This window comes from Paenibacillus sp. XP01 (assembly GCF_057364885.1).
Map to the genome: position 1 here is coordinate 3,347,394 of NZ_CP139481.1, position 26,018 is coordinate 3,373,411.

The following is a 26,018-nucleotide window of genomic DNA, read 5'->3' on the forward strand; positions in this document are numbered from 1 at the left end:
CTCAGGCTTCACTTCATAGTTCCTGCAAGGAGACATAAGGGAGAAGGGCTTATAGCTGGTCCTTCTCCAATTTCTCGATCAAGGTGGAAAAATCGACGCCCAGGAAGATTATTTCTTCTGGCTCTCGAACAACTTCAATAGGTGGTATATTAAACATCGGGAAGTTATCCTCCCGTAGATCGTAGCTGTCAAACCGTCTCTGGGACTTAGGCATACGCTGCTTTTTAAGTTCCTCTGTAAAGAGTATTTTGGCTCGTAAGGCTTCAAAAGAGTATCCTCTGCCTAAATGATTAATGACTCGAATAAGGCTATTTAGAGATTCCGTATAAGCATCTGAAATGCGATGTTCGAAGCAGGCGAATATTTCCTCTTCCCAGTACTTCATAGCCATTGTAAGTGGTTCAAAAGCGGATTGCAGTTCAGTTGGTATTTTAACTTTCCATTCGTTGTATTTAAGAAATGCCGTCTGTCTGTTATCACAATCCCAAATATCCAAAAATGATTCCTTTAAGTCATAAGCAGTGCCAAGAGGAGGGTGATTTTTTGTCCAAAGGTCAAGCGTAATTTTATCCGTCTCTGTAAGCTCTATATGGCGTTTGAGGAGGATAAAACGGTCGTGCATCAGCTTGCGGCGTGCTTTTGGCGATAATCCTTCAAGGATCTGCTTACGTATGGTTTCTAACGCTTGGTTTGCCAAACGGACAACGTGAAATTTATCTACGATGACAAGAGCTTTTGGCAATATAGCCCTCACGGCATCCTTATAAGGTTGCCACATATTCATTGTGACGTATCGGATTTCCCCTATATTTGGAAGACGCAAGAGGTAATCTACAACGGTCTCCTTGTTACGATTGGGCAAAACATCCAACAAAGTACGTTCCTCAATGTTGGTTAAAACACATCTTGGCTTAATGATGTGTATTTCGCCAATCCCAAGCCAATGAGGAGTTTCATATCGATGCGTTTCTTTAAGACGATTGATGTAATCACGAAAGATGTTACGTATCGTTTTTTCATGCAATCCAACCTCTTCGGATATGCTGACAAACGTGCGTTTAAGGCTTTGCTTCTCTATAAAAGACAATAATCGTTTGGTGCAGTTTCGCTTTTCGTCTATGGTGTGGTCTAAGTGTTCCCAAAAGGTTCGATTGCAGTCTCTACAGCGATATCTTTGACGTTTTATAAGAAGGCCTACACGCTTGCCGTGAATAGGTAGGTCCATGCAGACCTGTTCCCTGCTATCGTGTTTGTAGAGGTTGGCTATACATCCACAATGAGGGCAAGCCAAAGGTGGAGAGTTCGTCACCACTTGTATTAGAATATCAAATTCATTCTCACTAATACTCAGGATGTTGAATTTTGAAAGATTCAGACGATCCATATGAATTTCTTCTATCATTTATGATGCAAACTCCTTCTTTGTTTTCGTATGACTGGTCAGAATACCGCTGAATATGAAAGATAACAACGAACCGGCAAAGCATATGGCCGCAAACATGCCTACGGCGGAAAAACCGTTAAAAGTCGCGTAAATCAGGCCTGCGATCCAAGAACCGAGCGTGGTCGCAGTGTACATGATTGAATTGGCCAAGCTGGAGATCGTGCCGCGGATGGTCGGATTTAATGAATTCAGCATTCCCAATATTAGGGGAAAAGCGATCCCCATATTAACGAATATGAAAAAGTAAACACTTTCGAAAACCGCAACCGATGGCAAGTGAGGCAAAACCATAAAACATGCGATAGAGACAAGAAAGCCCACAACCAGCGTATTGAAACGGTTTAACGTTTTGATCACATAGGCACCGCCGAAGCTCCCGACGATATTCCCGAGACCAAGAAAAAACATCACGTACCCTGCTTGATCAATGGAAAGGTGAAAGCGATCCGTCACCCATTTTCCAATGAAAGAAAAGGCAGCAAAAAATCCACATTGAAATAAGAAATGAGCGAGGAAAGCCCTTCTCGCCATGCGGCTATTCAATAGCGGGACGTATCTGCTGAACATCGGAGTCTTGGTTTTTTGGCCCTGATTCGGTTTCATTTCGGGTAAAGCATAGAAGATAAATACCGCAACCAGTAATGCACATGCTCCGATCGTAAAAAAGGGATAAGACCAATGGGTGGAGGCAAGCAGGCTTCCAATAGGGATGCCGAACGCTTGGGATGCAGCCAAGCCTGCCATGACGATTCCTGATACTTTGGCGATTTTGGACGTTGGAAACAGAGCGGGGATGGAGGCCCAGACTTGAGGCGCCGTAAAAGCTGCGCTGACTCCGGCTAAAAAACGGAAGAAGAACATCGACCAAAAACCTGTGGCAAAGCCGCATAATATCGTTGAAACCGAGAAGCAGACCATGCCGGAAAGCATGACTTTTTTACGATCCCAACCATCGGAAAGCGGTCCAGCAATTAGTGCAAAAATGGCATAACCTAAAGCATAAGACCCCACCATCCAACCCGAATATTCGGTCGGGATATGAAACAAGTCCTGAAGAGTGGGGATGAGCGGAGAAATCAAAAACGTATCCGTACCGATAACAAACATGATCAGGAAAAATAAAGCAGTTAATTTGATCATTCTATATTCACCCTTTATAGTTAGTTCTATAGTTCAAAGATTATTGAACTAATGATTAAAAAAAGAATTTCTTTCTACAATGTATCCAGAAATCCGGGTAAGTAAGTTTGAAATGTCTCCAAATCGATGCTCATATACTTCGTTTGGGCTTCTTTTCGTACCTTGATCAATTTCGCCTCCTTTAAAGCACGCAAGTGATACGAAGTATTCGATTTCGTAGTATCGCGAATGTCTCCTACTTCTCCACAATTCATCTCCTTCCTGCTGGTGTATAGAGCTCGTATGATGTCCAATCTTGTTTCATCGGCTAATGCCTTGAATATTTTGACTCTGAGTTCATCATTTATTATTTTTTGAGTAGTCATAAAACCATTGTACTAAGATATCGCTACAAATCAAGTCTTCAGAAAAATACCACCATATTCTCCGATTTTTAAGTCCAATGTTTGGATTTTGTTTCCGCCATAAATTCCGGTTAACCCCAAAATTTTACGCCTTCGAACTTGTAGGCATTCCCGTTCTCAGCCGCAAGTGAGCGGGATAGAGAAATGCAATGGACTTTTTACAGGCCGTCGCAGTATCCCCAAACCAAAAAAGGGGAGAAGGGGCAAATCCCCAACTCCCCCTTGTTTTCAATTTTCCTTCTACGGCTCAATGCCCCATACAAGCTGGTCGTTCAGATATCCGGTAACCTGCTCATGGTTTGCGAACTGACTGCCGGATGCCTGGAACGAGTAGTCGTCAGCCTGATTGTAATTGGACCAATCGGTTTTGGAGAACCGGGTTTGAATTTCGGCACTCTGGCCAGGAGCCAGCGTCCCGGCCGCAGTTGTGAAACCAACTTCCAGATAGTGGTCTGCCCCGGCCGCCGGAGCTGCCAGTTTGACGAATTTGCTCGTCACGTTTGCGCTTCCGATACTGGCCCAGTCGCTCCAGAAGTTCTGATCTTCTTCGCCGTCAATCGTGTAATAGTACCGCAGCTTCACGTCATTCAATGAAATCGCTGAATTCCCGGAGTTAATGAGTTTGATTTTGGGAGAGATCCCGTTCGTAGAGGCACTTGTGTTGCCGTTAAAGGCTTGAATCGTTAAATCTCCTGTGGCCGCAGGAACACTGCTGTCTACCACATTCACGGTAAGAATGGCATCATTTCCTCCGCTGAAATGAAAGGTGATCGTATTTTGACCCAGCGGCAATGAGGAAAGGTAACCTTTGTTCAGAACGACGGAAGCGTTGGATGCCGTATAATCCTGTCCCGGTATAAGCGTATAATTACCGTTTGTGATGCTTGTCAGTTGATGCCCGTTTAACGTCAGGGTAAGGGGAATATCCTGCTGCAAGTTCACGGCTTGATCAAATGTCGCATTCGTGAGCGAAAGCGAAGCGCTTGGCGTTGAATCGATAATGCTGACTTTTAATACAGGATCTTGCCCTTGATTAAAATCCAAAATGATCGAATGCTGGCCAACCGGCAATTGGGACAAAAACTCTTTTTTTAGCAGCAGCGTGCTGCCATTTAACGTATAATCCTGCGCTGCCGTCAATGCATTCGTACCTGACCGGAGAGCGGTCAACGTATTGCCGTTGGCATTCACGGTAATGGTTTGGTCACTCTGGTGGGGCGCGTATTTATCAAATTCAACATGTGCAGGAGTGATGGAAGCGCTTGGCGTTCCTGCGTCAACCTTTAAATCGGGCAGCTCATCCAGCGTAATGACATAGTCACTTTGATAAAGCGTTTTCAGCGTGGCCGGATCGTTAAAGGCAGGGCTCATCAAATGCTCGCCGTACCATGGACAGAAGTAGAGCCATCCTGACTTTTCCTCCGTCAGATTCTGTACGCTCGGTACGGTGTCGTTCTCCGTCATGGCCACCATTTTTTTGCCGTCCGTCAAATCAACAAGCTGATAGAAAATCGAAGTAATGGCATCTTCGTTGGGTACGCCGGACAAACCGTCATAACGATTGTAGATCGTATTGTATTTATCATAACCGACGAGATCCACCTTGTCATCGCCGGGATACCATGCGGGAGAAGTGCTGTACACGTAGCTGTTGTAGGTCCAGATCAAGTTGTGCAAGTCATACGTCTCCGTAAGCTCGGTATAGAGAAGGTCCCACAGCTGTTTATATACGTCCGCGCCTGCCGAAGCCCACCAGAACCACGCGCCTTCGCCGTTCAATCCGCCATTGCCCTCGGCCTCATGGTAGGGACGGAAAATAACGGGCACGTCGTTGTCCTGCAAAATCTGCAGCTGTTCCGCCAAATCTTCAATGGTCAGCATCACATATTGATATTCTTTCGTTCCGGGAATGACCGCATTGGCCGTATTAAAATTGGTTTCGGTCGGTTTGTAGGTCGCTTCTTTCCAATCCACGAAATCCCCGAGTTGATAGGTGTCGAATTTGCGGGGGACATTGATATGCCATGAAGCTGTCGCGATCCCGCCGCGGGTATTCACCCAATCGATCATGCGAGCGGTTGTGCCGTCTTCCCAGCCATACAATGGATTGTAGTTCATGAAATCGAAGCCGCGAATGGCCGGATACTTTCCGGAAAGATTGTGGATCCATTCGAACTCCAGCTCGGTATTTCCGTCATTTCCGCCCCCGTAAATCTCTTGTTGGCCTGAAATGATATGGTTGCCGTACACCTCTGTCAAATAATTCATCAGAAGCTGGGTTTCCGGCGTGGCCGCAGGATCGGTGAGGACAGGCTGCACATCCAGCGGATCAAGATCGGCATGATCCACAGTGAAAGTGTCAAAATAAGCGAAGCCCCAGCCTGCCTTGACTTGTATGGTATTGCTTCCCTTATTCAGCTTGTGAAACCCAAAATCGTAATTCGACCATGCAGTCGTGTAGGGCAGCATGTAAGATCCTTTGGTGACGCCGTTAACGGTCAAATATTGGAGCCTGCCGTCAGGGCTCAATTCCTGCATGTATCGAGTGGAGATCGCGTACATGCCTGTTTCCGGAACAGTCACGGTAAAGGTGATCGTGCCGGAATTTTGCATCCAGACAAATCCCGTCCCGGAGAATCCGGGTTTGGGTTGTCCGTAAATTTCAGTGACGACTTGCAGATCGGACGTGAGCTGAGCGTTTTCGCTTTCAATCGTGAAGAGTGGAGGATCATCTGCATGAACAGGCACGGTCATCCATCCAAACAACAGGGTAATGGCCAACATCATTGCGCTTGCCTTTTTGAGCCGATTTTTCATTCTCATCTCCCTTTCCATAAATGAAATAAGATAAAGAAAGATCAATAAACCCACTCATGGATGCGCTTTCAAAGTAAACATAGCATATGCATCAAACTTTGTAAATATATGGCATAAAAAGTTGACGATTTGCTGCTCTTTAAGAGAAGAAGAGAATGAAGCGGGAAAATGCGCCTCTCACAGATCGTGGAAGCACAAGAATAGGCTGCAGAAAAAGTAAAGTATTAATATTCCTTGACAGGAATATACTTGATGAAGTATATTCTTCTCAGAAGTTGAAATGATCCTGGATCAAGGAGATGATTCGACGGGAAACCATACTAACAGAGGTGAGCAACATGTCCGGAAATAGCCCGGGAATGGACATAGCAACATTGACTGCGTTAGCTGAGGCGAATCGGTTGAATATTGTCCAATTGTTGCGCAATGGTCCGCTGCCAGTTGGCGAGATCGCTGATCGTCTGGGCATTCGCCAACCACAAGCTTCGAAACATTTGAAAGTGTTAAGCGATAGCGGAATCGTGGAAGTGCGTGCCGATGGAAACCGAAGGATCTATGCGCTTCGATCGGAACCTTTTCAAGCGATGGATTTTTGGGTACAATCCTTCCGGCATATTATGGAAGAACGTTTGGATAATTTGGACAACTATTTGCGTGAAATTCAAAAGAAAAAAGAAGACTAATTTCCTTTCCTAAGGAGGAGTATTGAACATGCCCGACAACAAAATGGTTTCAAACGTAGAGAGTGGACGCATCCTGGTGCTGGAACGCGTATTCGATGCGCCGCGTGAACTCGTATTCCAAATGTTCAAAGAGCCGGAACATCTCAAACGCTGGTGGGGGCCGAAAGGCTGGGAACTGCCGGTTTGCACCGTCGATTTCCGTCCCGGCGGCGCGTGGCATTACTGCATGAAGTGCGTTGATCCGAATCAAGGTGAATTTTACGGCATGGAGTCCTGGGGTAAAGCCGTTTATAAGGAAATCGTTGAACCAGAGCGAATCATCTACAACGATTATTTCTCGGATGCCGAGGGCAATGTTAACGACGACCTGCCATCATCCTTGATTACGATGGAATTTATCGATTTGGGCGGCAAAACCAAGCTGGTGAACCGTTCTGAATACGTGTCCCCAGAGGCACTCCAGAACGTGATGGACATGGGCATGCTGCAAGGAATCACGGAAACATGGAATCGTTTGGGCGAATTGTTGGAAGGAGAGCTTAAATAAATGATTACTCAACTTGGGCAAGTGATGTTATATGTCAACAATCAGGATGAATGCAAAGCATTTTGGACCGAAAAACTGGGGTTCGAGGTCATCTCCGAAGAAGTTAGCGGCCCCATGAGATGGATTGAAGTGGCTCCAAAGGGGGCGGCAACCAGCATTGTTCTTCATAATAAGAAACTCGTTGCCGAAATGAACCCCGAGATGAATCTGGGAACGCCTTCTCTCATGTTTTATACGGAACAATTCGACCAGTTGTACCAAGACTTGGCAGACAAAAACGTAACCGTTGGCGAAATCGTGGAGCTTCCCGCAGGCAGAGTCTTTAACTTTGCAGATCAAGAGCAGAACTACTTCGCCGTCATGGAAAAGAAATAGAGGGACACGCACAGCGTAAAGGTCAAAAGTCGCTAAATTAGCGGCTTTTTTCCATTGGATTGCAACTATTGCCTCGATCGCAGCAAACGGATTTGGCTCAATGTCTGGATTAGTATTTTGAAATATGCATATAATGGATTGATTGTTCCAGCTCCAAATTCTCCACTTTGTATAGTGCAGTATAATCTATGAAAACGGAAATCGGAGGATTTTCATGTATAAATTGATGATCGTCGATGACGAATTGCTGATGCGAGTTGGCATTCGTTCCATGCTTGATTGGGAGGAACACGGATTTTATGTCGTTGGTGAAGCGGCGAATGGAAAGGAAGCGCTGGAACTTGCGCTGGACGTTTCGCCCGATCTCATCATCACGGATATCAAAATGCCTGTCATGGACGGGCTGCAGCTTATTCAAAGGGCCGCTGACGCTTTAAAAACCTGCAAGTATGTCATTTTGAGCAATTTTGACGAGCTTCATTATGTGAAAGAGGCGTTGAAGTTAGGTGCCTCCGATTATTTGATCAAAAGCGAGATCACGGAGACCACGCTCGCAGAACTGCTTGCTTCGATTCGTCAGAAGCTGCGGAAGGAGTTGGGAAGCCAAGCCGGGATGCCCGTCAATCCACATACGTACACGCAGAGTCTCAACCATTTAAAGGATACGTTTTTTCATGATCTTGTAAGCGGATTCATAGAGGAGGGGGATATTGCCGCGAAGGCCGAAGAGCTGCGTGTACGCGTGAGATCGGACAAGTTGGTGGTCATCAAGTTTATCGTAAACTATTACGAGGATATAAAGAAGAAATATGTCGAGAAGGGGGAAAAGCTGCTCCGTTTTTCCATTCTAAATATTATGGAGGAGATCATTCCATCCAGATGGGAGAAGGAGATCGTCGTTGATAGTTCATCTGAATATTGGGTCATCGTCAACATTCCTCCGGATCGTGCATCAGTAGGCGCCGATATCAGGAAACTGTGCGACAAGCTGCTTTCTTCCATCAAAGATTTGATGAATGTAACGCTCACGGCTGGCGTAAGCACTGCCGTAACGGGTTTCGGCAGCATCAGAAAGGCGTATCAGGAGGCGGAATCTGCTCTCCGCCAGGGATTCTACGCAGGCAGCAAACAGGTACTGTTTTATGAAGATGTGGTCCATGCTCCGCCCCGGAAAGAAGTGAATGCGATCCTGAACGCGCAGCAGGAGCAAGATTTTTTGAAAATATGGATAAGCAAAGACGAGAAAAAGGCGGGGGCATTTCTTGAAGCCGTCCGTTCGGAGCTGGAGGCGCTGCATGCGGATGAAAATAGCATTCGTGAAAACTACATCCTGGTTATGGAAATGATACACGCACATGTATCCCGGACTGCACAACGGACACAACCTGCTTTTGCAGAGAAGTCGCCCTACGAAACCGTCCTGAAAGGGGAGTGCTGGGATGATATTCATCAAGCTTTGCTGGCTCAGATCGGAATTTATTTCAAGGCCGATTCCCGGGTCATGCAGGAGCGTACCTACGCGGACCTCGCGATCGAGATCATCGACAAATACTATGCCGAGGACATTTCTTTGCACAGCGTAGCCAACCAAATCAACGTCAACCCGTCGTATCTTAGCCGAATGTTCAAACAGGAGAAAGGGGAGAACTTTATCTCTTATTTAACCCGGGTTCGAATCGAATGCGCAAAGAGCTATCTCATGAGCAGGGAATGGAGAGTTTATGAGATTGCAGACAAGGTAGGGTACCACAACTACACCTACTTCAGCAAAATATTCAAAAAAACGGTAGGCGTCAGTCCAGAGGAGTATCGAGAAATGCAGCAAGGCTCCCATGTGATTCGCGAATAGAGGTGCATCGTGAGGAAGCATGTCCGGCTGGTTCAAATTAAATACAAAATTATGGTGATTTGCATAACGGTCATTATTCTTCCGGTATTCGTCATGACGATTAATTCGTATTATTCTTCCGAACGGCTGCTCGCACAAAATTATACCACGCTGCTCAGCGATCTGACCAAGCAGACGAACATTCGCATTGACGAGTTTCTTAAAGAGATTGAGAAAATTTCGCTGCTGGCCAGCAACGGACTTAGCGGCAGTTTATCTGCGACCCATGAAGGAAGTTTTCCGATTCAGGATTTTTTGAGGGACGGGGGTGAGCAGAATGAAAATGCCGCTTATGACATTTTGATGAATTACATCATGATGAAGGACCGTGTATTCTCGATTTACCTGTACAACCTGAATGGGGGGCAAGATTTGTTCGTCAGCCCGAATCAGCCGATCGACCGAAACTTCAACATGCAGAACGAGCTGTGGTTCAAAAAATTCATGCATACCAAAGATCGAACCATTACGCTAACGACCCGAATCGATCAACAGTTGAAGAATAAAATATTAGCCGTCTCGCATGCTCGGAAAATTCATGATGTGACTACCGGAAGGCTGCTTGGCGTCATCGTTGTGAGCATCGACATCAAGTTTATCGAAATTGTCAATCGCAACTTGCAGGAAGGTCTGCGTTCAAGGTTCATGATCGTCGACGCGGACGACAAAATTGTATATAACGTCAATGAGAGGTTGATCGGCACGTTGTTCCGAGACAATGTTCGGCCAGATGAAGCATTAAATGTCGTAGTGACCAGTCCGCTGAGCCAGCAGAAATGGACGACCTACTTGTACATGCCTCTGGATGAGTTGACTGCCGACGGCAAAATACTGGGCCGCAATCTGGTCATGCTGGCCATGGTCATGTCCCTCTTTGCTGCGATTATTTCCATCTCTTTATCCCATGTCATAACACGTCCCATAAAGAAACTAATGCGTAATATCACCTTGGTTGAACAGGGACATTTCGATCAAGTCGAACAAATCCGTTCCCGGGATGAAATTGGACACTTGTCCATTCGTTTTAACAAAATGTCGTATGAATTGAAGCGCATGATCGAGAGGGTTCAGCAGGAAGAAATGGAGAAGGCGGCAGCCGAGATGCGGGCGCTGCATGCCCAGATCAACCCTCATTTTTTGTATAACACGCTTGGTTCGGTGAAATGGATCGCCTCCATGCAGCAGGCTGACAAAATCGTGGACATGACGGATGCGCTGATTTCGATGCTTCGGTACGCGACAAGGTCTGACGGGACCTTGGTAACGATACGCGAAGAGTTGGAAAACATCGCCAATTACGCCACCATTCAGAACGTGCGGTACTATGGCAGCATTCAAATGAAATACGAGATCGAACATGGATTGTCGGCGTATTATATGCCCAAAATGATTTTGCAGCCGCTGATCGAAAACGCGATTTTCCATGGCCTTGCCGATCTTGAAGAGGATGGGGTGATCACCATTCGAATCCAAGCGCAGGGCAGCGATATTGCCGTCGAAGTTTGCGATAACGGTGTCGGTATGGACCCTCATACGATCCAGAACGTGATGGACGAAAGGGAGGATAGGGATACGGGAGCGAGGGGGATCGGCCTGCATAATGTGCATCGGCGCATTCAGCTTCACTTTGGCAGGCCCTATGGAGTGCAGGTGAACAGCAAGCTTGGCGAAGGTACGGTTTTTACCATTTTGCTGCCTGCCATACCAGAATTGCCGGAAACGAAATCATGAGCCTGTGGATGGAATCCGAAGATGGATCGGCAGGCTGGGTAATATTGAATTTGAAAAAAAGCTTGCAGACCATGCTGCAAGCTTTTTTGCCTACCCTTTGACGCTGCCAAGCACCAACCCTTTGGTAAAGTATTTCTGAAGGAACGGATAAACGAGCAAAATCGGAATGGCGCCGAGAAACATTTGAGCCGCGCGTCCGGTTCTAGCATTCATCATGGAAAGGAGCTGAGTGTAATCGCTTCCCGATTTCAACATGATCTGCTCAAAGCTCTGCAGAAGGGTCTGCAGGTAGCTCTGTAACGGGTAGTTATCCGGATTGTTCATATAAATGATGCCATCGAACCATGAATTCCAATGGCCGACGATGCTAAACAAACCGACGGTTGCAAGGGCAGGTTTGAGCAGGGGGAGTAAAATCCGAACCAGGACCTGCATCGGTCCCGCACCGTCGATGATGGCCGATTCTTCAATTTCCTCCGGCAAACCTCTAATAAAGTTCATCAGAATGACCATGCTGAATACCGGAAGGGCTCCGGGCAGAATCAGGGACCAGATGGAGTCGATCAAGCCCATTTTGACCACAACCAGATAGGTTGGAATCAACCCTCCGTTAAATAACATCGTGATGATAAAGAATCCCATATACATGTTGCGTCCCATCAACTTTTGTTTCGATTTCGAGAGTGGATACGCGGTAAGTACCATTAAAACGAGATTGACCAGCGTACCAAGCAAGGTGCGTTTAATGGCGATCCAGAGAGAGGTATAGAACGAACCTCCGGATAATGCAAATTCATAAGCCTTTGTCGAGAAATCGACAGGCCAGAACGTAACGCTGCCGGCCGAGACGGCCGAGCTGCTGCTGAACGAAACCGCCAACAGGTTGATAAACGGCAGAATGCAGAGGAGTGAAATTACAATCAGAATCGTGTAGTTCACAACATGAAACAAGCGCCTGCCCATGCTTTTATCGTTGATCATAATGAGGGTTCCTCCTTAGAAGATACGATAGCCGGCTACCTTGTAAGCCAGAAAATAAGAGAGCGCCATGAGCACGCTGGAAATGACGGACTTGAACAACCCGACGGCCGTGCCGATGGAATACTGTGCCTGCTGAATCCCTAGACGATATACATAGGTATCAATGATATCACCGGTCTGATACACAACAGGGGAGTACAGGTTATAGATTTGATCAAAGCCGGCGTTGAGCACGTTGCCGAGCGATAGTACGGTCATTAACACAATCGTAGGCATAAGGAGAGGCAGTGTAATATATATCGTTTGTTTCCAGCGTTTGGCTCCGTCAATCACTGCGGCCTCATAAAGCCCCGGGTCAATGCTGGTCAGCGCTGCCAAGTACACCACGGTGCCAAAGCCGAAGCCTTTCCAGATGTCGCTCACGATCATGGTCCATGGAAAGATCGAGGGTGTGCCGAGAAAAGAGATGGGGGCAATCCCGAATATGCTCAAAAACGTGTTAATAATGCCGTCGGCGCTAAGGATGTCCAGCATGATTCCGGCCATGATGACCCAAGACAGGAAGTTCGGAATATATACGAGCGTTTGGAAGGTACGTTTGACGGCACTGTGTATCACTTCGTTCAGCAATAAAGCGAAAATAACGGGAACGACAATACCTCCGACGATTTTGAACGCGGACATGTACAGCGTATTCCAGATGGTTCTCACGAAATTCGGTTGACTAAACACATGTGTAAAGTTGTCCCAGCCCACCCAAGGTGAATTGAATCCAAGGCCCGGATTGTATTTCTGAAACGCAATGATTAGTCCGTAGAAAGGGATGTAGCTAAAAATGAACACCAAGACCAAGCTTGGGATGAGCATGAGATGGTAGGAGCTTTGCTGTCTCCATTTTCTCAGCATTCGAATTCCTCCGTTTCTAATATGATGAGGATCTGTTCTTCAAATAGAGAACGGGACGAGAACAGGCTCATCCCGTTTGGAGTATGGCTCGTTATTTTCCGTAGGCTTCATTCACGGCCTTGGTAGCCTCGTCACCGCCAGCTGCTCTCCAGTTCTGGACGAGCACATCGAAATAGTCAATGCTTTCCGTACCCATGATGATCTTGGTAAACCCTTCCGTCAAAAGGTCATCCAGAGTTGTGCCGTAGCTTGCCAGCACTTCGGGGGTTACTCCCCACAGTGCCGTCTTAATGTAGTTTTGGTCGTCCAGGACTTTCTTGGCAAGACCGTACGCGTTCTTTGGAGCACCTTGCTGCAAATAATCGCCGACGGCTCCTGGCGTTGCATTCTTCATGAACTCGACGCTATTGTTATATTTCTGCCACATGCCCGAAGTGGTTAGGCCGCTGGTGTCTCCGGATTGAAGTGCCGCGGATACGGCCTCGTATTGCTCGTAGTCGGAGTTCGGGTTGAGCACACGGAAGGCACCGACGACATGAGCGATATCGTTGTCCAGCAGGGCGGATAACGTTTCCTTGGATTCCTTGCCCTGACCTTCATCGACGATATAGGCATAATCGTTCAAGATGTCGATGACCTCTTTTGGATTCGCGAAGCCTTTTTTCATGACCACATAATTGTTATTTGCAAAGAAAATCGATTGTTTGGCTTCTTTTCCGTCGACGGTAGGAATGGTATAAGGGTAAAAGATGGCGTCCTTGCCCAAATTGGCCACCGTATCTACACCAGGATTGTACCCCCACCATTGATAATACGGCTGCATGCCAACCTTGCCGGCGACGATATCTGCGTTCATGGCGTTGAAGTCTTTGATCGCGAATTCCGGATCGATAATGCCGAGTTTGTACCATTCTGCCCATTCGGCTAACGCCGCTTTCATTTCAGGTTGGATCGAACCGTATACCAAGCTCCCGCTCTGGTCTTCGATCCACAGATCCGGATGGGCGTTCCAGCCAATGGCGAGCAAGTTAAGGTAATCCAACGATTGGTCAACCGCCATGCCATACCCGCCGTGTTTCTCCATCAATTTCAGCGCAATGTTTTTGACGTCGTCCATATTTTTCGGATCTTCCAAACCAAGTTCTTCCTTCCAATCATTCCGTATCCAGATAAAGTCGGGCTGTTCGATCAATCCCCAGTGCATTTGCGGGATTCCATATAACTTGCCGTCCTTTTTCCCCGACTCGAAACTGTCAGCATCCGCCTCCATATACCCTTTAAGACGTTCCGAAGCATTTTGCTCAAAGACATCCGTAAGATCCATGATCATATCCGCTTCAATTAACTGCTGCAGTTGTGATGGATTAACTCTGAATACATCGGGCAGATCGTTCGAGGAAATGGCCAAGTTCAATTTGGTATTATACTCATCGCTCACCCAGTCTGTTTTGACTTCAACACCCAGTTTCTCTTTGTATCGCCGGATCCAAACATTGTTGGTAATATCATCGCCCTTCGGATACTTTGCGGACGTGTACTCGGAGGTTACCGTGTGAATGGTTACCGTTCCTGATTCAGCGTTACCCGAGTCTGAACTTGTCGGATTTTTGCCGGTGCTGCCGTCATTACTGCACGCGGTCATAAGAATGGTGGACATGCATAAAGTCAAAATCAAGGATTTCGTTTTCTTGGCCATGCTCGTTCCCCCTATGAAATGATTTCAGTGAAGACTTGCTTGAACACATTGTAAAGGTGGAAGGGACAGAGTGGTATAAAAGTTATTGACGGATATCCACAACTTTTTTTACCTGTTGATCTGACGTGGAACAATACAAATAGGGGAGCATGCACTTTTTTTACTTTTTCCATACTTTTCTTTACGGACTACACTTGTGTGTATGTATAAAAACAAGCTCCAATCCCCAATTGGGGACAAGAACTTGTTTCAATGATATAAGCCAAAATAGAACAAACACACGTTAAACGGAAAGGCAGTACCAATCTGGAGAAGCGAAGCGTTCGCCTTTACCGATGGAAATTTTACTGCGCAATAGCTTCAAAGTCCGGCTGCAATTTGTTTCGCAGAAGAAACATCATGATCGCACCCACAAGGAATGCCACAGCATCGGCAATGACGAGCGACCAGACCACGCCGTGGAAACCGTTCATATGATTGGCGATATAGAGCACCGGAATCAAGGTAACGCCTTGAATAATGGACATGATAAATGCGGCGGTTCCTTGTGCTGTTGCCTGGAAAATACCCGTGAACAGCGTCGTCATTCCTGAGATGAACAGGGATAAAAACGTTACGTGAAGAATGTAGCTGCCCATTTCAATGAGCTGCGGATCACTCGTAAACAATCCGATTAAATGATCGGAGATCAGATAAACGATGACGCCGAAGCCGACGGCTAACGCAACCATGGTTTTGATCGTAAATCCTATCGTTTGTTTCATCCGCAGTTTATTCGCCGTAAAAGTGAAAGCGATGAGCGGCACGACTCCCTCGCATAAACCCATCAAAATAAACTCGGGGAATTGCAGCAAACGTGATGATATTCCGTACCCCGCCACGGCTTGATCCCCGTAATCGGCAAGAAAATGGTTGAGCACGAGTGACATGGCACCCAGGAAGATACTCATAATAAACACGGGAACGCCGATTTTGAGCACATTGCCGAGAATGTCCTTGCTGACCTTGAACCATTTGGACGAGATGGTCAGGAAACGGCTTTTTGTTCCCATATGGAAGGCGTAGAACGCACTCGCAACCAGGTTGGAGATGACCGTGGCCGATGCCACGCCGATGATGCCCCAATGAAAGACGTAGATGACCACGGCATCCAGAATGATATTTACGACCACGCTAAGGATCATCCCAGCCATTGATGTGATGGCTGCTCCCTCCGAGCGCACGATATTTTCCAGCGTGAAAAATAAAATCACGAAGGGTGAGCCGATGAGCATCACGGTGACATATTGTTTCGTGAATTCAAAAGCTTCCGGCGTTGCTCCCAAACCATGAACGATCGGATCGATTAACGGAAGGCCGACGGCCATCACGATCAAACCGAGAACTAAACTGCTATAAAAGGCAAAGGAAGACACATGTTTTACGTCATCATACTTGTGTTCACCCAATAGACGGGAGATGAAGGTACCGCTGCCCATGCCAATCAAGCTGCCTAATGCCATAATGGCGGCGAATAAAGGCAAGGTAAGCGCAAGGGCGGTTAACATGGCCGTATTGCCCAGCGTCCCCAGGAAATAGGCATTCAAGATGGAGTATATGACATTCATTGATGTGCCGAGCATCATGGGAATCGCAAAATGAGCTACGGCTTTGGTGATCGGTGCTTTTTCAAAGTAATGGAGATGTTCTGCATCCATGCGGATCACTACTTTCTTCATGTATTTTGTTCTTATGGTAATCTAACGGTGTTAGATTGTACCTTACGGTGTAAGATGATATCATGAACGTATGAACCTGTAAAGTAAAACTTACACTGTTAGATAAAAGGGCGGGTAATGGATGAAAAAACAACAGCCTCAAATCTCGGAAGATAAAATATTGGAAGCTTCGTGGGCGCTTCTGGGGGAGGAGGGCATCGAGAAATTCAGCATGCGACGATTGGCCGACCGTTTGGGAATACAGGCTCCGTCCATATACTGGTACTTTAAGAGCAAGCAGAATCTCTACCAACGTCTGGCCAACCAGATATCGAAAATCATTCTGGAGGAGTTCCACTCCGATGGGGATTGGAAAGAGCAGATGGAGGGAATTGCCGTCACGATACGAAATGTGCTCAGCCGGTATCCCTGCTCCACACAGCTCATGATGATGACGCTGCCTCATGAGCCGGACATGATCCGATTCACCAACAGGATGCTGCTCTGCATCGAATCGACGCCACTTGAGCAAGAGCAGAAATTGCAAGCCGTGATTACGCTTACGAACTATGTGTTCTACTTCGTTCTGGATGATTATCAGCATCAGCGCAATATTACCGTGATGCTGGAGGACGAGGGAGTTGTTCCGGGCGGGCAGATGACCGCTCTTCTGGACTCGATGAGCGAAGCGGAAGCGGGATTGTTCCGTGGGATGTACAAGAGCGGGCTGTTTGAGGTGATGGGGACCGATCAGGCGTTTGAATTCGGCCTGAAGCTGATTCTGCTGGGAATCGAGCAGGTGATTAAGGAGCATGAAAAGAAATAGAACGTAAAAAACCGCTCATCCGGCGATCGGATGGGCGGTTGTTATGAAATTTTGCAATGATATAATCCGCAAGAAACATACGCACGTTAACGGAAAGGCAAGGCGGAACCGGCTGCAGTTTCTTTAAATCATAAGATCATCAACGGTTTTTAACAAGATGGAGGCGTTATGCCCGCCAAACCCAAAGGAATTTGACATACCGATCTTCAAATTTGCCGTTCTGGCGCGATTCGGAACATAATCCAAGTCGCATTCGGAATCTGGCGATTCCAGGTTAATCGTCGGCGGGATGACACCCTGTTGCAAGGTTTTTACGAGGGCAATGGCTTCTACCGCCCCCGAAGCGCCAAACATATGGCCTGTCATCGATTTATTTGCAGTCACGGGGATGTGATAAGCCTGTTTGCCAAAAACCTGTTTTAACGCTGCTGTTTCAGAGCGGTCTCCAACCACTGTACTCGTTGCGTGGGCACTGATGACATCTACCTGCTCGGGGGAAAGCTGTGCTTCCGACAAAGCAGAACTCATCGCTCTTGCTGCACCTTCGCCGTCCGGCGGCGTAGCAACCATGTGATAGGCATCTGAACTAGCTCCATAACCGATGACTTCCGCAAGGATATTGGCCTTTCTTCGCAGAGCATGCGTGAGTGATTCGATAATCAGGATGCCGGAGCCTTCTGCCATCACAAACCCATCCCGACTGGCATCGAATGGACGGCTCGCCCGTTCCGGTTCCGTATTTCGCGTGGACAATGCGGTTGCATTGGCAAAACTGGCCAAAGCAATATCGGTCACGGCCGCTTCCGCTCCACCTGCAATAATGACGTCCGAACGTCCGGATTGGATATTGTAAAAGGCTTCCCCGATCGCGGTATTTCCAATCGAACACGCGGTTACAGGCGACATGGTGGAGCCTTTCGCTCCGTATCGAATGCTGATGAATGCCGCCGCCATATTTGAAATCATCATGGGCACAAGGGTGGGGCTAATTCGCCCCGGTCCCCGCTGTTTAAGGACATGGCTTTGATCCATCAACGTTTGAATTCCTCCGACGCCTGATCCTACATAGACGCCCATTCGATTTCTATCCACCGTATCCAGATCCAGACCCGAATGCTGCATGGCTTCTTCCGCAGCTGCAAGGGCGAATTGACAGAATCGATCCATTTTGCGGGCTTCTTTGATGCCAAAGAGCAACGTTGGATCAAAATCACGAACGACACCGGCAATCTTCACTTTATGATCGGATGAATCCAATATATCCAATGCAGAAATCCCCGATTTACCCTTAATAAGATTAGACCAAAATTGTTCTACATTGTTGCCGAGAGGGGAGATTACGCCCATTCCTGTAATTACGACTCTTTCCATGAATCAGATCCTCCTGAACGCAAATAAATTTGTGATTTACGGATATCATGTCATGGTATGTATCCTATTACAAGTTGTAGTTTATCCTAGTATAATTACTACTATCATCATTTCCGTATAAAAGCGTACAAGGAGGCCAGTAATGAATCGTCAAGTCAGACTGCAGGAACTATCGACATTTTTAAAAGCAAAACGTGCCCGGATTTCTCCCGAATCCGCAGGTTTTCCGGAAGGTCAGCGAAGAAGAACGCCAGGGCTGCGAAGAGAGGAAGTCGCCCAACTGGCAGGGGTGAGCACGACGTGGTATACCTGGCTTGAACAAGGGCGAGAGATCAAGGTTTCTTCTTCCGTGCTGGACAGTGTGGCTAACGCGCTCCAATTAACTGCCGATGAGCGGAGATATGTATACTCCTTATCATTGGAGGCGGGGAGTACAGCTTCTTCTCCTATGAAAGAACGGCCGCCAATCGTAAGTCCTTCTTTGGAAAAAATCATTACGGAGTTAAGCTATTGTCCGGCCATCATTTCGGATCGAAAGTGTCGAATTGTAGGATGGAATCGGGCCGCCGCCTATGTATTTCTGGACTTTGATCAGCTTCCCGATGAAGAACGGAATATGATATCCTTGCTGTTCTCCCGCCGGGAATTTAAACGTTTGGCCGTGAATTGGGAGCAATTTGCCAATGAATTTCTTGCGATGTTTCGTTCGTATTATGGCCAGCATGTTGAAGATGAGTGGTATGAACAGTTTCTGAATAACATGAAAGAGCGTCATCCCGAATTCGATGAAATGTGGAAGCAGAGCCCTGTCAATTATGCCCCGGATGTGCACCTGGAGTTCAGGCATGCCAAAGCAGGAAAAATGATATTTGAGCTAACGTCCCTTCAAGTGTACGGTGAACATGATTTGCGCTGCAGCATTTACACGCCTGACAAAAAAACGGAAGAAAAATTGATCAGCATGATGTAAGAGAGAGCTTCGTGATTCCATTGACATGCTCATGGAGCAGTTGGACAGTAAGCTGGATTCGTTGTATAATAATCCCAAAATTTCTGTACGATACCGTACAGAAAAAGGAGAGGAACTTCTTGCCAAAGGTGCTAGTTACAGAAGAGCAATGGATCCAGCTCGGAATCGAGAAATTTTCGCAATCCGGGCTGGATGGCCTGGTCATCGAGAGAATGTCATCGGAATTGGGCTGCAGCAAGAGCAGTTTTTATTGGTACTTCAGAAATCGGAACGAGTATATCACCAAACTGGTGGAACGATGGGTCGAGCTATCGACCAATGAGGTCATCCTTCAGTCCTCCTTGGCCATAAATCCGGAGGATCGATTAACTTATTTGCTCCAGCAAATGTTCTCTGCAACGGGTAAAGGTGACTTTTTGTTTTTCTTCCGAAAGCTGGGGAGTAACCATGCAAACTTCCAAGAGATGCTGGAGAAGATTGAGCAAACAAGGATCGATTACGCTGTGCAAGTTTTAGAAAGCATGGGGATGACGACCTTAAACGCCCAACAAAAAGCCTTTATCCTATACCACTATTATTTAGGCTGGTATGAGCGCTTCAAAAACAGACAGGTAGAAAAGGACGAATTGCAACAGCATATCGACACGCTGAAAGCTCAATTGTTGAGTTCATCTTTGGAGGGATGACAATGAATGTGATGGCATGGATGCTGGGAACGATTTTATTTTTACTTGGCGGTCTACATATCTATTGGATCGTAGGCGGGAAATTCGGAGCTTTGGCGGCTATTCCAAGCAATGGCTCGGAATTGTTGTTCAAACCGAAGAAAGCAGGCACGGCCTTTGTGGCAGGAGCATTAATTTTTTCAGGATACATTGCATTAGCTCTTGGGGAGGTTGTTCATACCTTCATTCTGGCAGAATGGATGGTCAGCACCGGCGGCTGGATCATCGCGCTCGTGTTTTTCATCAGAACGATTGGAGACTTTCATTGGGTCGGTTTCTTTAAAAAGAAAAAAGGAACGTTGTTTGCCCATTGGGATACACGACTTTATTCCCCGCTATGTTTGTTCATCGCGATCCTTTGGGTGACTCTATTGATGAGATGGATGCCTTAGTCAGGTCAACAGCACAGTTTGTATGCATTCCCTTTAAATTTCGCATAGAATAGAAAGGAAACCATCGACATCTTAAGAAAATTTCATTGTATGCCAGTGTCGGTATGGTACATGGATTATTAAAAAGGGACCGCGCATCATTGTTGGAGGTGGCTCACGTGAAGAGAAGGCATGGTGTACCCCATGTTTAAATGGATGCTGAACTCCCGTTTAGTCAAGTTTGGTTTCCTATTGATCGGACTCATCGTACTTTTTTATTCTTGGGAATCATTCCAGCATATTGATCTTAAAGGGTGGCTGTTGGAACCCAAGGAGTGGTGGATCGTTTGGGCCGTCCTGTGGGGACTGTCTCTCGTTAAATCCATCCTTTTTTTCTTGCCCATTCAACTGGTTTACGTTACTTCTGGAATATATTTTCCTATGGAAACGGCAGCACTTCTTTGCCTGCTTGGCCTGGTGCTGGAGATGACGATCACTTATTTTATAGGCATCAAGGCTGGGAGAAAAACGGTTGCTCGCTTCATATCGAAGGAAAACAAATGGAGCAAATGGTTCAATACCTACAAACAACATGAATTCTCAGGCATGTTCTGGGCAAGGCTTACTCCGTTCTCAATTGAAGCAATCAGTTTATTGTTAGGAGCTGCCGGGGCGAAGTATAAACCGTACATCATCGCTTCCACGCTCGGTTCGCTGCCTAAAATTGTTTTCTTTGTCATGATCGGCTCAATCATCAGCCAGGGAGAGGTCGGTGCATCCCTGTTGACTTTTCTGCTCATGACATTGGGGTGGTGCATCGTCATCGCATTTTTGATCGGACGAAAGCAGATTGTTTGGAGAAAGCAAACCAAACAGAACACTTCAAATACGTTGAACAGTTACGATGGGAAGTAACGGGGTTACGTTTATTCCAGACGAAACGAATGGTCGACCCACCTTTTACGGTACTGATGGGGCGTGACGTCCATCTGTTCTTTGAATAATTTGCAGAAATACGAGACATTGGTCAAACCGATTTCCTCGGCAATGAGCGCGATCGGTTTGTTTGTCGTCGTCAGCAATTGAACAGACTGATGAATCCTGCGAGCAGCAATATATTGCGATATGCTGACTCCGGTTGCTTCTTTGAATAAATGCGAAAGGTGATAGGAAGAAAGGTGCAGCGATTGAGCCAGATCGTGCAAGCGATAGGGTACATGGTAGTTTTTTTCGATCCAGTTCAGGATGCGCTCGACTTGGTGGTTTTTGCGTCCCGCAGGAGAAGCTGCCGAATTTCCCTCAAAGTCATTCCATAACGGTTTGAGATGATGAAAGAAATTCACAAGAAACAGTGAAATTTCCTCCGTACGATTCGATTCGTCCAAATAAGGTATACGCTCCTGAAAGTTTTTAAATTGATGCACCAAGATATGCTGATCGCTCAGGTCGTAGAGGCAGGGGGAGGGGAGTTTCCCTAAATAAATATGCTTAAAGAAAGCATGTAAAACAGGCCATTTCTCGAAGTAGGCTTCAAACATGGAGGGTTCGAAAACGGCCAAAGACCGTTCAAAACATTGGTTATTCGAGTAGTCCAATTTGAGATGATGAAGCTGAAAAGGCTGAAAAATGCAAAGCATGCCCGGTTTAATTTCATAGCTTCGGTTATTCACGATCATTGTTCCGCTTCCTTCATGGATAAGTAACAATTCAATGCCTAAATGGGAATGGAACGTTTCGTTGTTTGCGCTTTTGCGTCTATACGCGAAATGAATGGAGTGTTTATTGAAATCGTAGAGATCATATCGCACATCGGATTACCTCGCTTTGCACGGTTTATATTTCCATGAGTTCACTATAACGAAGCGTTCCAAAAACAGCAATATAGCGTTATTTTATCCACATTACAGGATCACAATGAACCCTCTCCCTGAGGTACTATTTTGTTGAAGACATCAATGGGGTAAGAGGAGGGATTTCAACATGCTAAAGATTGCGATTATAGGCGCAGGAGCCATTGCCAACGCGCATATCAACAGTTATTTGCAATTTAAGGAACGATGCGAAATTGTGGCCCTATGCGATATGTATCCTGAAAAGGCCGAAGCGAAGAAAAACGAGTTTGGATTGAACGCCAAAGTTGTTAGCGATTACAAAGAACTGCTTGATGAGAAAATCGATCTGATTTCGGTCTGTTTACCTCCTTATGCGCATGCACCGGTTACGGTGGATTTTCTGAATGCAGGAAGTCATGTTCTGGTGGAGAAGCCGATGGCATCTTCCTTGGAGGAATGCGATCTCATGATCGAAGCAGCGCAGAAGAGCGGCAAAATACTGTCGGTTGTGGCGCAGAACCGGTTCACCAATCCGATCATGAAACTGAAACAAATGCTGGATACCGGACTTGCCGGTCCGATCCTGCATGCTCAGGTCGATTCCTTCTGGTGGCGCGGTCATTGCTACTACGATCTCTGGTGGCGTGGTACATGGGAAAAAGAAGGAGGAGGTTGCACGCTGAACCATGCGGTGCATCATATTGATGCTTTGCTCTGGATGATGGGACGCCCCGATCAAGTTCAAGCGTTCATGAGCAATGTGGCGCACGACAATGCGGAAGTCGAAGATTTATCCATTGCGATGCTTCGTTATCCGAATGGTGCATTGGGACAAATTACGAGTTCGGTCATCCATCATGGCGAACAGCAGCAGTTCATCTTCCAAGGACGGGATGCCCGAATCTCTGCGCCTTGGAAAATCACCGCTTCCTTGTCCAGACCCAATGGTTTTCCGGAAAAGAATGCCGAGCTCGAAGAGCAGCTTCAACAAGCATACGACCGTTTACCGAATTTGCCGTACGAGGGGCATTCCGCCCAAATCGACAATGTCTTGCATGCCATCGAGTCAGGGGAACCGCCGTTGATTGACGGCAGTAGCGGCCGCAGTACGTTGGAACTGATTATGGCCATTTACAAATCGGCGAGCACCGGAGAGAATGTCAAGCTTCCACTCGTCGCTGGCGATCCGTTCTACACGCGAGCAGGCGTCCAGCAGAATGCCATCCATTTTTACGAGAAAAGCGGTTATGTTGAAAATTTTGCCGCGGATGAGCAGATTACGATCGGCACAACGAAGGAATAGCCAATCTTATCATTCGAGGTGGACCGGAAAAACAAGAGGGTTGCTCTCTAAAGCGGCCCTCTTTATCATGTGTCTTTTCTCAATTCCCCCAATTGTGGTCGCCCTCCGAGGATGATCTTTATCTTCGCTATGCCATCGCCTGCTTGGCGGTATTTTCAACGTTTGCAAGTCAGAACCCTCCGGCGTATAACGATACAGGCAAATTTAGCAGGTTTGTTCCCATCTCAAACACGGCGTTTTATGCCCTTTTGTTGGACAAACCTCTCCAGAACCGAAAAATCCTCGGTCACGTTCTTAAACGGCAACGTTTCCAGCACCTGTTCCCGGTAATTTTTTTTTGCCGCTCCGCTGAGACGCGAATCGAGGATGCTAAGAACGCCAAGATCCGTTTCGCTGCGAATCAAACGTCCGCTTCCTTGCCGTAACCGAAGAAGCATGTCCGGCACAAATACGTCCATGAACGGATTCTCCGCCACCAATGACTTATATTCATAAATGGGATCCGACGGAACGGGAAAGGGCAGCCGGAAAATAATGACCTGCGACAGGTCGGAGCCTTCGATATTCACGCCTTCCCAGAAAACACCGGTACTCAGAAGCACACCTTTGCTTGCCCGAAATTCAGCGATCACGCCGTCCTGGGAAGATCCCTCTTTTTGAACATGCACTGCCCATGCATGCGTATTGGCACTCGACATCAGCTTCTTGTGAATATATTTCATGTCTTCCTTGGCTGAAAAAAGGACCAATGTTCGTCCTTGCGTCAGATTACAGAGTTTGACCATTTCTTTGTAGGCTGATTCAAGGTAGATTTCACGCCGATCATGATGATAGTGCGGAACATGGTTCGAAATGTACATTATGGCATGATTGGTGTAATCGAAAGGGGATGGTTTGCGGTCCATATAATCCCCCCTGTAACCAAGCGATTGCGTCAAATAAGAGTATTGTTCTTCCAGCGTTTCCCCGCCCTGGCACATCGTTGCAGACGTGAGGATCACCGAAGTCTTGCCGTGAAATAAAGTATGTTTCAGAAACTGGCTAATATCTTTGGGACAGATGCTGACCGTGGCCTCCTGCAGAGGTTTGCTTGCCCATATGAGATAGTTGTCCTCCGCTCCAGCCAGAACATCGATGAGGGAGATAAGCCCGTTCATGGCTTCATAAACGTCATCGATCTCACGTTCGTTGCGGGAGGTCAAAACCGATAGGCTGAGACTCAGGTCTTTCAACACATGCAAGACTCGAGTCAACGGCGTTTCTTTGATCTCGGATACTTTGATCCGGTCGCTGTCCTGTTTGGCCGCACGGAGCAAGTCCGTGTCGATCTGTTTGAAAATGCGTTCAACGCATTTTTTCAGAAATTTGGATTGCGAAAGAAGGCTTTTATCCCCGGATTTCTTCATGAGCAATTGCACAGTATCGTCCAGAATGCGGCAGATTCCTCGAAAAGTGAACTCCAGAGTTCGTGCGTCTCTAACTTTGGCTTCCAGATTATGAGCTTCATCAATGACAATCAGAGCCGGCCGTTCCGTAATAAGGCCTCGGGTTCCTTCTTTTTTCTTCATCAAATCCCGGATGAGCAGGTCCTGATTCACGATTATAAAATCGATTTCATTTACCCTTGCATTGATTTTGCCACGCATATCGTAAAATAAGCAGCCATTTTTATGATGGCAGCGTTCGAATTTGCAATCGTTCACGGAAACATTGGACCATTCGGCATCACGAATGCCGCCCTTTATATCCGCTCTTTCGTCAATCTCAAAATTTAATACACGCTGTGCAAGGGTAGAGAAGGGTGAGCCTGGATCATCAGGGTTGAATAATTCCGCTGCCCTGTTTCGGCAGGCATACTGGCCCATGCCTTTCCCTACGACAGAGCGAACCGTTGTAAAGCCTAACCGGCTGCCGATGACCCTAAGGTCTTTATGTATCTGTTCCGAAAGCTGAATGGAGGATGTTGCGATAATAATCGGTTGGCGCGATACCTGATTAATGAGCAGGCCGGGAATGAGATATCCGAAGGACTTGCCGATACCAACCCCGGCTTCAATCATGGCGTTGCGTCCATTAATATAAGCATCAGCTATATCCAGTGACATATCCTGCTGCCCGACCCGCTCTCGGAGGCCCATTCGGGGAAACCGGTCATACACTCGGAAGATGGCTTCAACCAACGAGCGCTCGAGGTCCTTTTTCGGCTCCCGCTTCTGTGAAGTATAGAGTTCATTTAACCAATTCATAACGATCACCTCTTTTCCAAATGAAAATCATCCTTTTTGGATATTTATAGTGAAACTTTAATTAT

General features: G+C 46.8%; 22 protein-coding genes and 1 pseudogene. 11 read left to right on the plus strand and 12 right to left on the minus strand.

Annotated features, from left to right (window positions below; genetic code table 11):
- Positions 1 to 49: 49 nt before the first annotated feature.
- From SNR34_RS15315 to SNR34_RS15330, 4 genes are all read right to left on the minus strand, one after another.
- Entirely contained in the window at positions 50 to 1,384 is a 1,335-nt protein-coding gene (locus tag SNR34_RS15315) for an ISL3 family transposase (protein ID WP_486182465.1), read from the minus strand.
- Between the two features lie 18 nt (positions 1,385 to 1,402).
- A complete protein-coding gene (locus SNR34_RS15320; RefSeq protein ID WP_486182329.1) occupies positions 1,403 to 2,584 on the minus strand; it encodes an MFS transporter in 1,182 nt (393 codons plus the stop codon).
- Between the two features lie 74 nt (positions 2,585 to 2,658).
- The gene (locus tag SNR34_RS15325; protein WP_343260602.1) at positions 2,659 to 2,949 is read right to left on the minus strand and encodes an ArsR/SmtB family transcription factor; all 291 of its coding nucleotides are present in this window, start codon (positions 2,947 to 2,949) and stop codon (positions 2,659 to 2,661) included.
- A gap of 279 nt (positions 2,950 to 3,228) precedes the next feature.
- Complete coding sequence (locus SNR34_RS15330; RefSeq protein WP_486182330.1) at positions 3,229 to 5,805, minus strand: glycosyl hydrolase; 2,577 nt, start codon at positions 5,803 to 5,805, stop codon at positions 3,229 to 3,231.
- A 338-nt stretch (positions 5,806 to 6,143) separates the two neighbouring features.
- On the opposite strand from SNR34_RS15330, the gene SNR34_RS15335 reads away from it, so the two are divergent.
- From SNR34_RS15335 to SNR34_RS15355, 5 genes are all read left to right on the plus strand, one after another.
- Positions 6,144 to 6,488: an ArsR/SmtB family transcription factor gene (locus SNR34_RS15335; RefSeq protein WP_486182331.1), complete on the plus strand. Its 345-nt coding sequence runs from the start codon at positions 6,144 to 6,146 to the stop codon at positions 6,486 to 6,488.
- A gap of 28 nt (positions 6,489 to 6,516) precedes the next feature.
- Positions 6,517 to 7,035: an SRPBCC domain-containing protein gene (locus SNR34_RS15340; protein WP_486182332.1), complete on the plus strand. Its 519-nt coding sequence runs from the start codon at positions 6,517 to 6,519 to the stop codon at positions 7,033 to 7,035.
- Positions 7,036 to 7,410 carry a VOC family protein gene (locus SNR34_RS15345; RefSeq protein WP_486182333.1) on the plus strand — a complete coding sequence of 125 codons (375 nt, stop codon included), beginning with the start codon at positions 7,036 to 7,038 and terminating at the stop codon, positions 7,408 to 7,410.
- A 214-nt stretch (positions 7,411 to 7,624) separates the two neighbouring features.
- The gene (locus SNR34_RS15350) at positions 7,625 to 9,259 is read left to right on the plus strand and encodes a response regulator (RefSeq protein ID WP_486182334.1); all 1,635 of its coding nucleotides are present in this window, start codon (positions 7,625 to 7,627) and stop codon (positions 9,257 to 9,259) included.
- Between the two features lie 51 nt (positions 9,260 to 9,310).
- Positions 9,311 to 11,029 (plus strand): cache domain-containing sensor histidine kinase, encoded by a 1,719-nt coding sequence (locus tag SNR34_RS15355; RefSeq protein WP_486182335.1) that lies wholly within the window; start codon positions 9,311 to 9,313, stop codon positions 11,027 to 11,029.
- Between the two features lie 90 nt (positions 11,030 to 11,119).
- Here the strand turns inward: SNR34_RS15355 and SNR34_RS15360 are convergent, their stop codons facing one another.
- The 4 genes from SNR34_RS15360 to SNR34_RS15375 all read right to left on the minus strand — a co-directional run bounded on the left by SNR34_RS15360 (position 11,120) and on the right by SNR34_RS15375 (position 16,309).
- The gene (locus SNR34_RS15360; protein WP_339278204.1) at positions 11,120 to 12,010 is read right to left on the minus strand and encodes a carbohydrate ABC transporter permease; all 891 of its coding nucleotides are present in this window, start codon (positions 12,008 to 12,010) and stop codon (positions 11,120 to 11,122) included.
- A 15-nt stretch (positions 12,011 to 12,025) separates the two neighbouring features.
- On the minus strand, positions 12,026 to 12,916 hold the full coding sequence (locus tag SNR34_RS15365) for an ABC transporter permease (RefSeq protein ID WP_236414064.1): 891 nt from the start codon (positions 12,914 to 12,916) through the stop codon (positions 12,026 to 12,028).
- Between the two features lie 91 nt (positions 12,917 to 13,007).
- Entirely contained in the window at positions 13,008 to 14,612 is a 1,605-nt protein-coding gene (locus SNR34_RS15370) for a type 2 periplasmic-binding domain-containing protein (protein ID WP_486182336.1), read from the minus strand.
- A gap of 344 nt (positions 14,613 to 14,956) precedes the next feature.
- A complete protein-coding gene (locus SNR34_RS15375) occupies positions 14,957 to 16,309 on the minus strand; it encodes an MATE family efflux transporter (RefSeq protein ID WP_486182466.1) in 1,353 nt (450 codons plus the stop codon).
- Positions 16,310 to 16,451: 142 nt separating this feature from the next.
- Here SNR34_RS15375 and SNR34_RS15380 point away from each other — a divergent pair, with 142 nt between their 5' ends.
- Positions 16,452 to 17,135, plus strand: a complete 684-nt coding sequence (locus tag SNR34_RS15380) for a TetR/AcrR family transcriptional regulator (RefSeq protein WP_343260594.1) — start codon at positions 16,452 to 16,454, stop codon at positions 17,133 to 17,135.
- 123 nt (positions 17,136 to 17,258) lie between these two features.
- Here SNR34_RS15380 and fabF read toward each other — a convergent pair whose 3' ends face one another.
- Positions 17,259 to 18,506: a beta-ketoacyl-ACP synthase II gene (gene fabF / locus SNR34_RS15385; RefSeq protein ID WP_486182337.1), complete on the minus strand. Its 1,248-nt coding sequence runs from the start codon at positions 18,504 to 18,506 to the stop codon at positions 17,259 to 17,261.
- A 142-nt stretch (positions 18,507 to 18,648) separates the two neighbouring features.
- On the opposite strand from fabF, the gene SNR34_RS15390 reads away from it, so the two are divergent.
- From SNR34_RS15390 to SNR34_RS15405, 4 genes are all read left to right on the plus strand, one after another.
- A complete protein-coding gene (locus SNR34_RS15390) occupies positions 18,649 to 19,476 on the plus strand; it encodes a helix-turn-helix transcriptional regulator (RefSeq protein ID WP_236414071.1) in 828 nt (275 codons plus the stop codon).
- Positions 19,477 to 19,595: 119 nt separating this feature from the next.
- Positions 19,596 to 20,162 (plus strand): TetR/AcrR family transcriptional regulator, encoded by a 567-nt coding sequence (locus SNR34_RS15395; protein WP_339278208.1) that lies wholly within the window; start codon positions 19,596 to 19,598, stop codon positions 20,160 to 20,162.
- Positions 20,163 to 20,164: 2 nt separating this feature from the next.
- A complete protein-coding gene (locus tag SNR34_RS15400) occupies positions 20,165 to 20,593 on the plus strand; it encodes a DUF3995 domain-containing protein (RefSeq protein WP_236414073.1) in 429 nt (142 codons plus the stop codon).
- Between the two features lie 183 nt (positions 20,594 to 20,776).
- Positions 20,777 to 21,487 (plus strand): TVP38/TMEM64 family protein, encoded by a 711-nt coding sequence (locus tag SNR34_RS15405; RefSeq protein WP_339278210.1) that lies wholly within the window; start codon positions 20,777 to 20,779, stop codon positions 21,485 to 21,487.
- An 11-nt stretch (positions 21,488 to 21,498) separates the two neighbouring features.
- On the opposite strand, the gene SNR34_RS15410 is transcribed toward SNR34_RS15405, so the two are convergent.
- Both SNR34_RS15410 and SNR34_RS15415 read right to left on the minus strand, forming a co-directional pair.
- Entirely contained in the window at positions 21,499 to 21,957 is a 459-nt protein-coding gene (locus SNR34_RS15410; protein WP_339278399.1) for a helix-turn-helix transcriptional regulator, read from the minus strand.
- A gap of 165 nt (positions 21,958 to 22,122) precedes the next feature.
- Positions 22,123 to 22,380, minus strand: a pseudogene (locus tag SNR34_RS15415) (cupin domain-containing protein); the annotation flags it as partial.
- 172 nt (positions 22,381 to 22,552) lie between these two features.
- Between SNR34_RS15415 and SNR34_RS15420 the strand changes: the two are divergent.
- Entirely contained in the window at positions 22,553 to 23,707 is a 1,155-nt protein-coding gene (locus SNR34_RS15420; RefSeq protein WP_486182338.1) for a Gfo/Idh/MocA family protein, read from the plus strand.
- Positions 23,708 to 23,931: 224 nt separating this feature from the next.
- Here the strand turns inward: SNR34_RS15420 and SNR34_RS15425 are convergent, their stop codons facing one another.
- Positions 23,932 to 25,953: an ATP-dependent DNA helicase gene (locus tag SNR34_RS15425; protein ID WP_486182339.1), complete on the minus strand. Its 2,022-nt coding sequence runs from the start codon at positions 25,951 to 25,953 to the stop codon at positions 23,932 to 23,934.
- Positions 25,954 to 26,018 lie beyond the last annotated feature (65 nt).

Excerpts from the sequence above, each read along its gene's own strand:
- SNR34_RS15315 (WP_486182465.1), bottom strand. The coding sequence starts at position 1,384 with ATGGATCGTCTGAATCTTTCAAAATTCAACATCCTGAGTATTAGTGAG.
- SNR34_RS15320 (WP_486182329.1), bottom strand. The coding sequence starts at position 2,584 with ATGATCAAATTAACTGCTTTATTTTTCCTGATCATGTTTGTTATCGGT.
- SNR34_RS15325 (WP_343260602.1), bottom strand. The coding sequence starts at position 2,949 with ATGACTACTCAAAAAATAATAAATGATGAACTCAGAGTCAAAATATTC.
- SNR34_RS15330 (WP_486182330.1), bottom strand. The coding sequence starts at position 5,805 with ATGAAAAATCGGCTCAAAAAGGCAAGCGCAATGATGTTGGCCATTACC.
- SNR34_RS15335 (WP_486182331.1), top strand. The coding sequence starts at position 6,144 with ATGTCCGGAAATAGCCCGGGAATGGACATAGCAACATTGACTGCGTTA.
- SNR34_RS15340 (WP_486182332.1), top strand. The coding sequence starts at position 6,517 with ATGCCCGACAACAAAATGGTTTCAAACGTAGAGAGTGGACGCATCCTG.
- SNR34_RS15345 (WP_486182333.1), top strand. The coding sequence starts at position 7,036 with ATGATTACTCAACTTGGGCAAGTGATGTTATATGTCAACAATCAGGAT.
- SNR34_RS15350 (WP_486182334.1), top strand. The coding sequence starts at position 7,625 with ATGTATAAATTGATGATCGTCGATGACGAATTGCTGATGCGAGTTGGC.
- SNR34_RS15355 (WP_486182335.1), top strand. The coding sequence starts at position 9,311 with ATGGTGATTTGCATAACGGTCATTATTCTTCCGGTATTCGTCATGACG.
- SNR34_RS15360 (WP_339278204.1), bottom strand. The coding sequence starts at position 12,010 with ATGATCAACGATAAAAGCATGGGCAGGCGCTTGTTTCATGTTGTGAAC.
- SNR34_RS15365 (WP_236414064.1), bottom strand. The coding sequence starts at position 12,916 with ATGCTGAGAAAATGGAGACAGCAAAGCTCCTACCATCTCATGCTCATC.
- SNR34_RS15370 (WP_486182336.1), bottom strand. The coding sequence starts at position 14,612 with ATGGCCAAGAAAACGAAATCCTTGATTTTGACTTTATGCATGTCCACC.
- SNR34_RS15375 (WP_486182466.1), bottom strand. The coding sequence starts at position 16,309 with ATGGATGCAGAACATCTCCATTACTTTGAAAAAGCACCGATCACCAAA.
- SNR34_RS15380 (WP_343260594.1), top strand. The coding sequence starts at position 16,452 with ATGAAAAAACAACAGCCTCAAATCTCGGAAGATAAAATATTGGAAGCT.
- fabF (WP_486182337.1), bottom strand. The coding sequence starts at position 18,506 with ATGGAAAGAGTCGTAATTACAGGAATGGGCGTAATCTCCCCTCTCGGC.
- SNR34_RS15390 (WP_236414071.1), top strand. The coding sequence starts at position 18,649 with ATGAATCGTCAAGTCAGACTGCAGGAACTATCGACATTTTTAAAAGCA.
- SNR34_RS15400 (WP_236414073.1), top strand. The coding sequence starts at position 20,165 with ATGAATGTGATGGCATGGATGCTGGGAACGATTTTATTTTTACTTGGC.
- SNR34_RS15405 (WP_339278210.1), top strand. The coding sequence starts at position 20,777 with ATGTTTAAATGGATGCTGAACTCCCGTTTAGTCAAGTTTGGTTTCCTA.
- SNR34_RS15420 (WP_486182338.1), top strand. The coding sequence starts at position 22,553 with ATGCTAAAGATTGCGATTATAGGCGCAGGAGCCATTGCCAACGCGCAT.
- SNR34_RS15425 (WP_486182339.1), bottom strand. The coding sequence starts at position 25,953 with ATGAATTGGTTAAATGAACTCTATACTTCACAGAAGCGGGAGCCGAAA.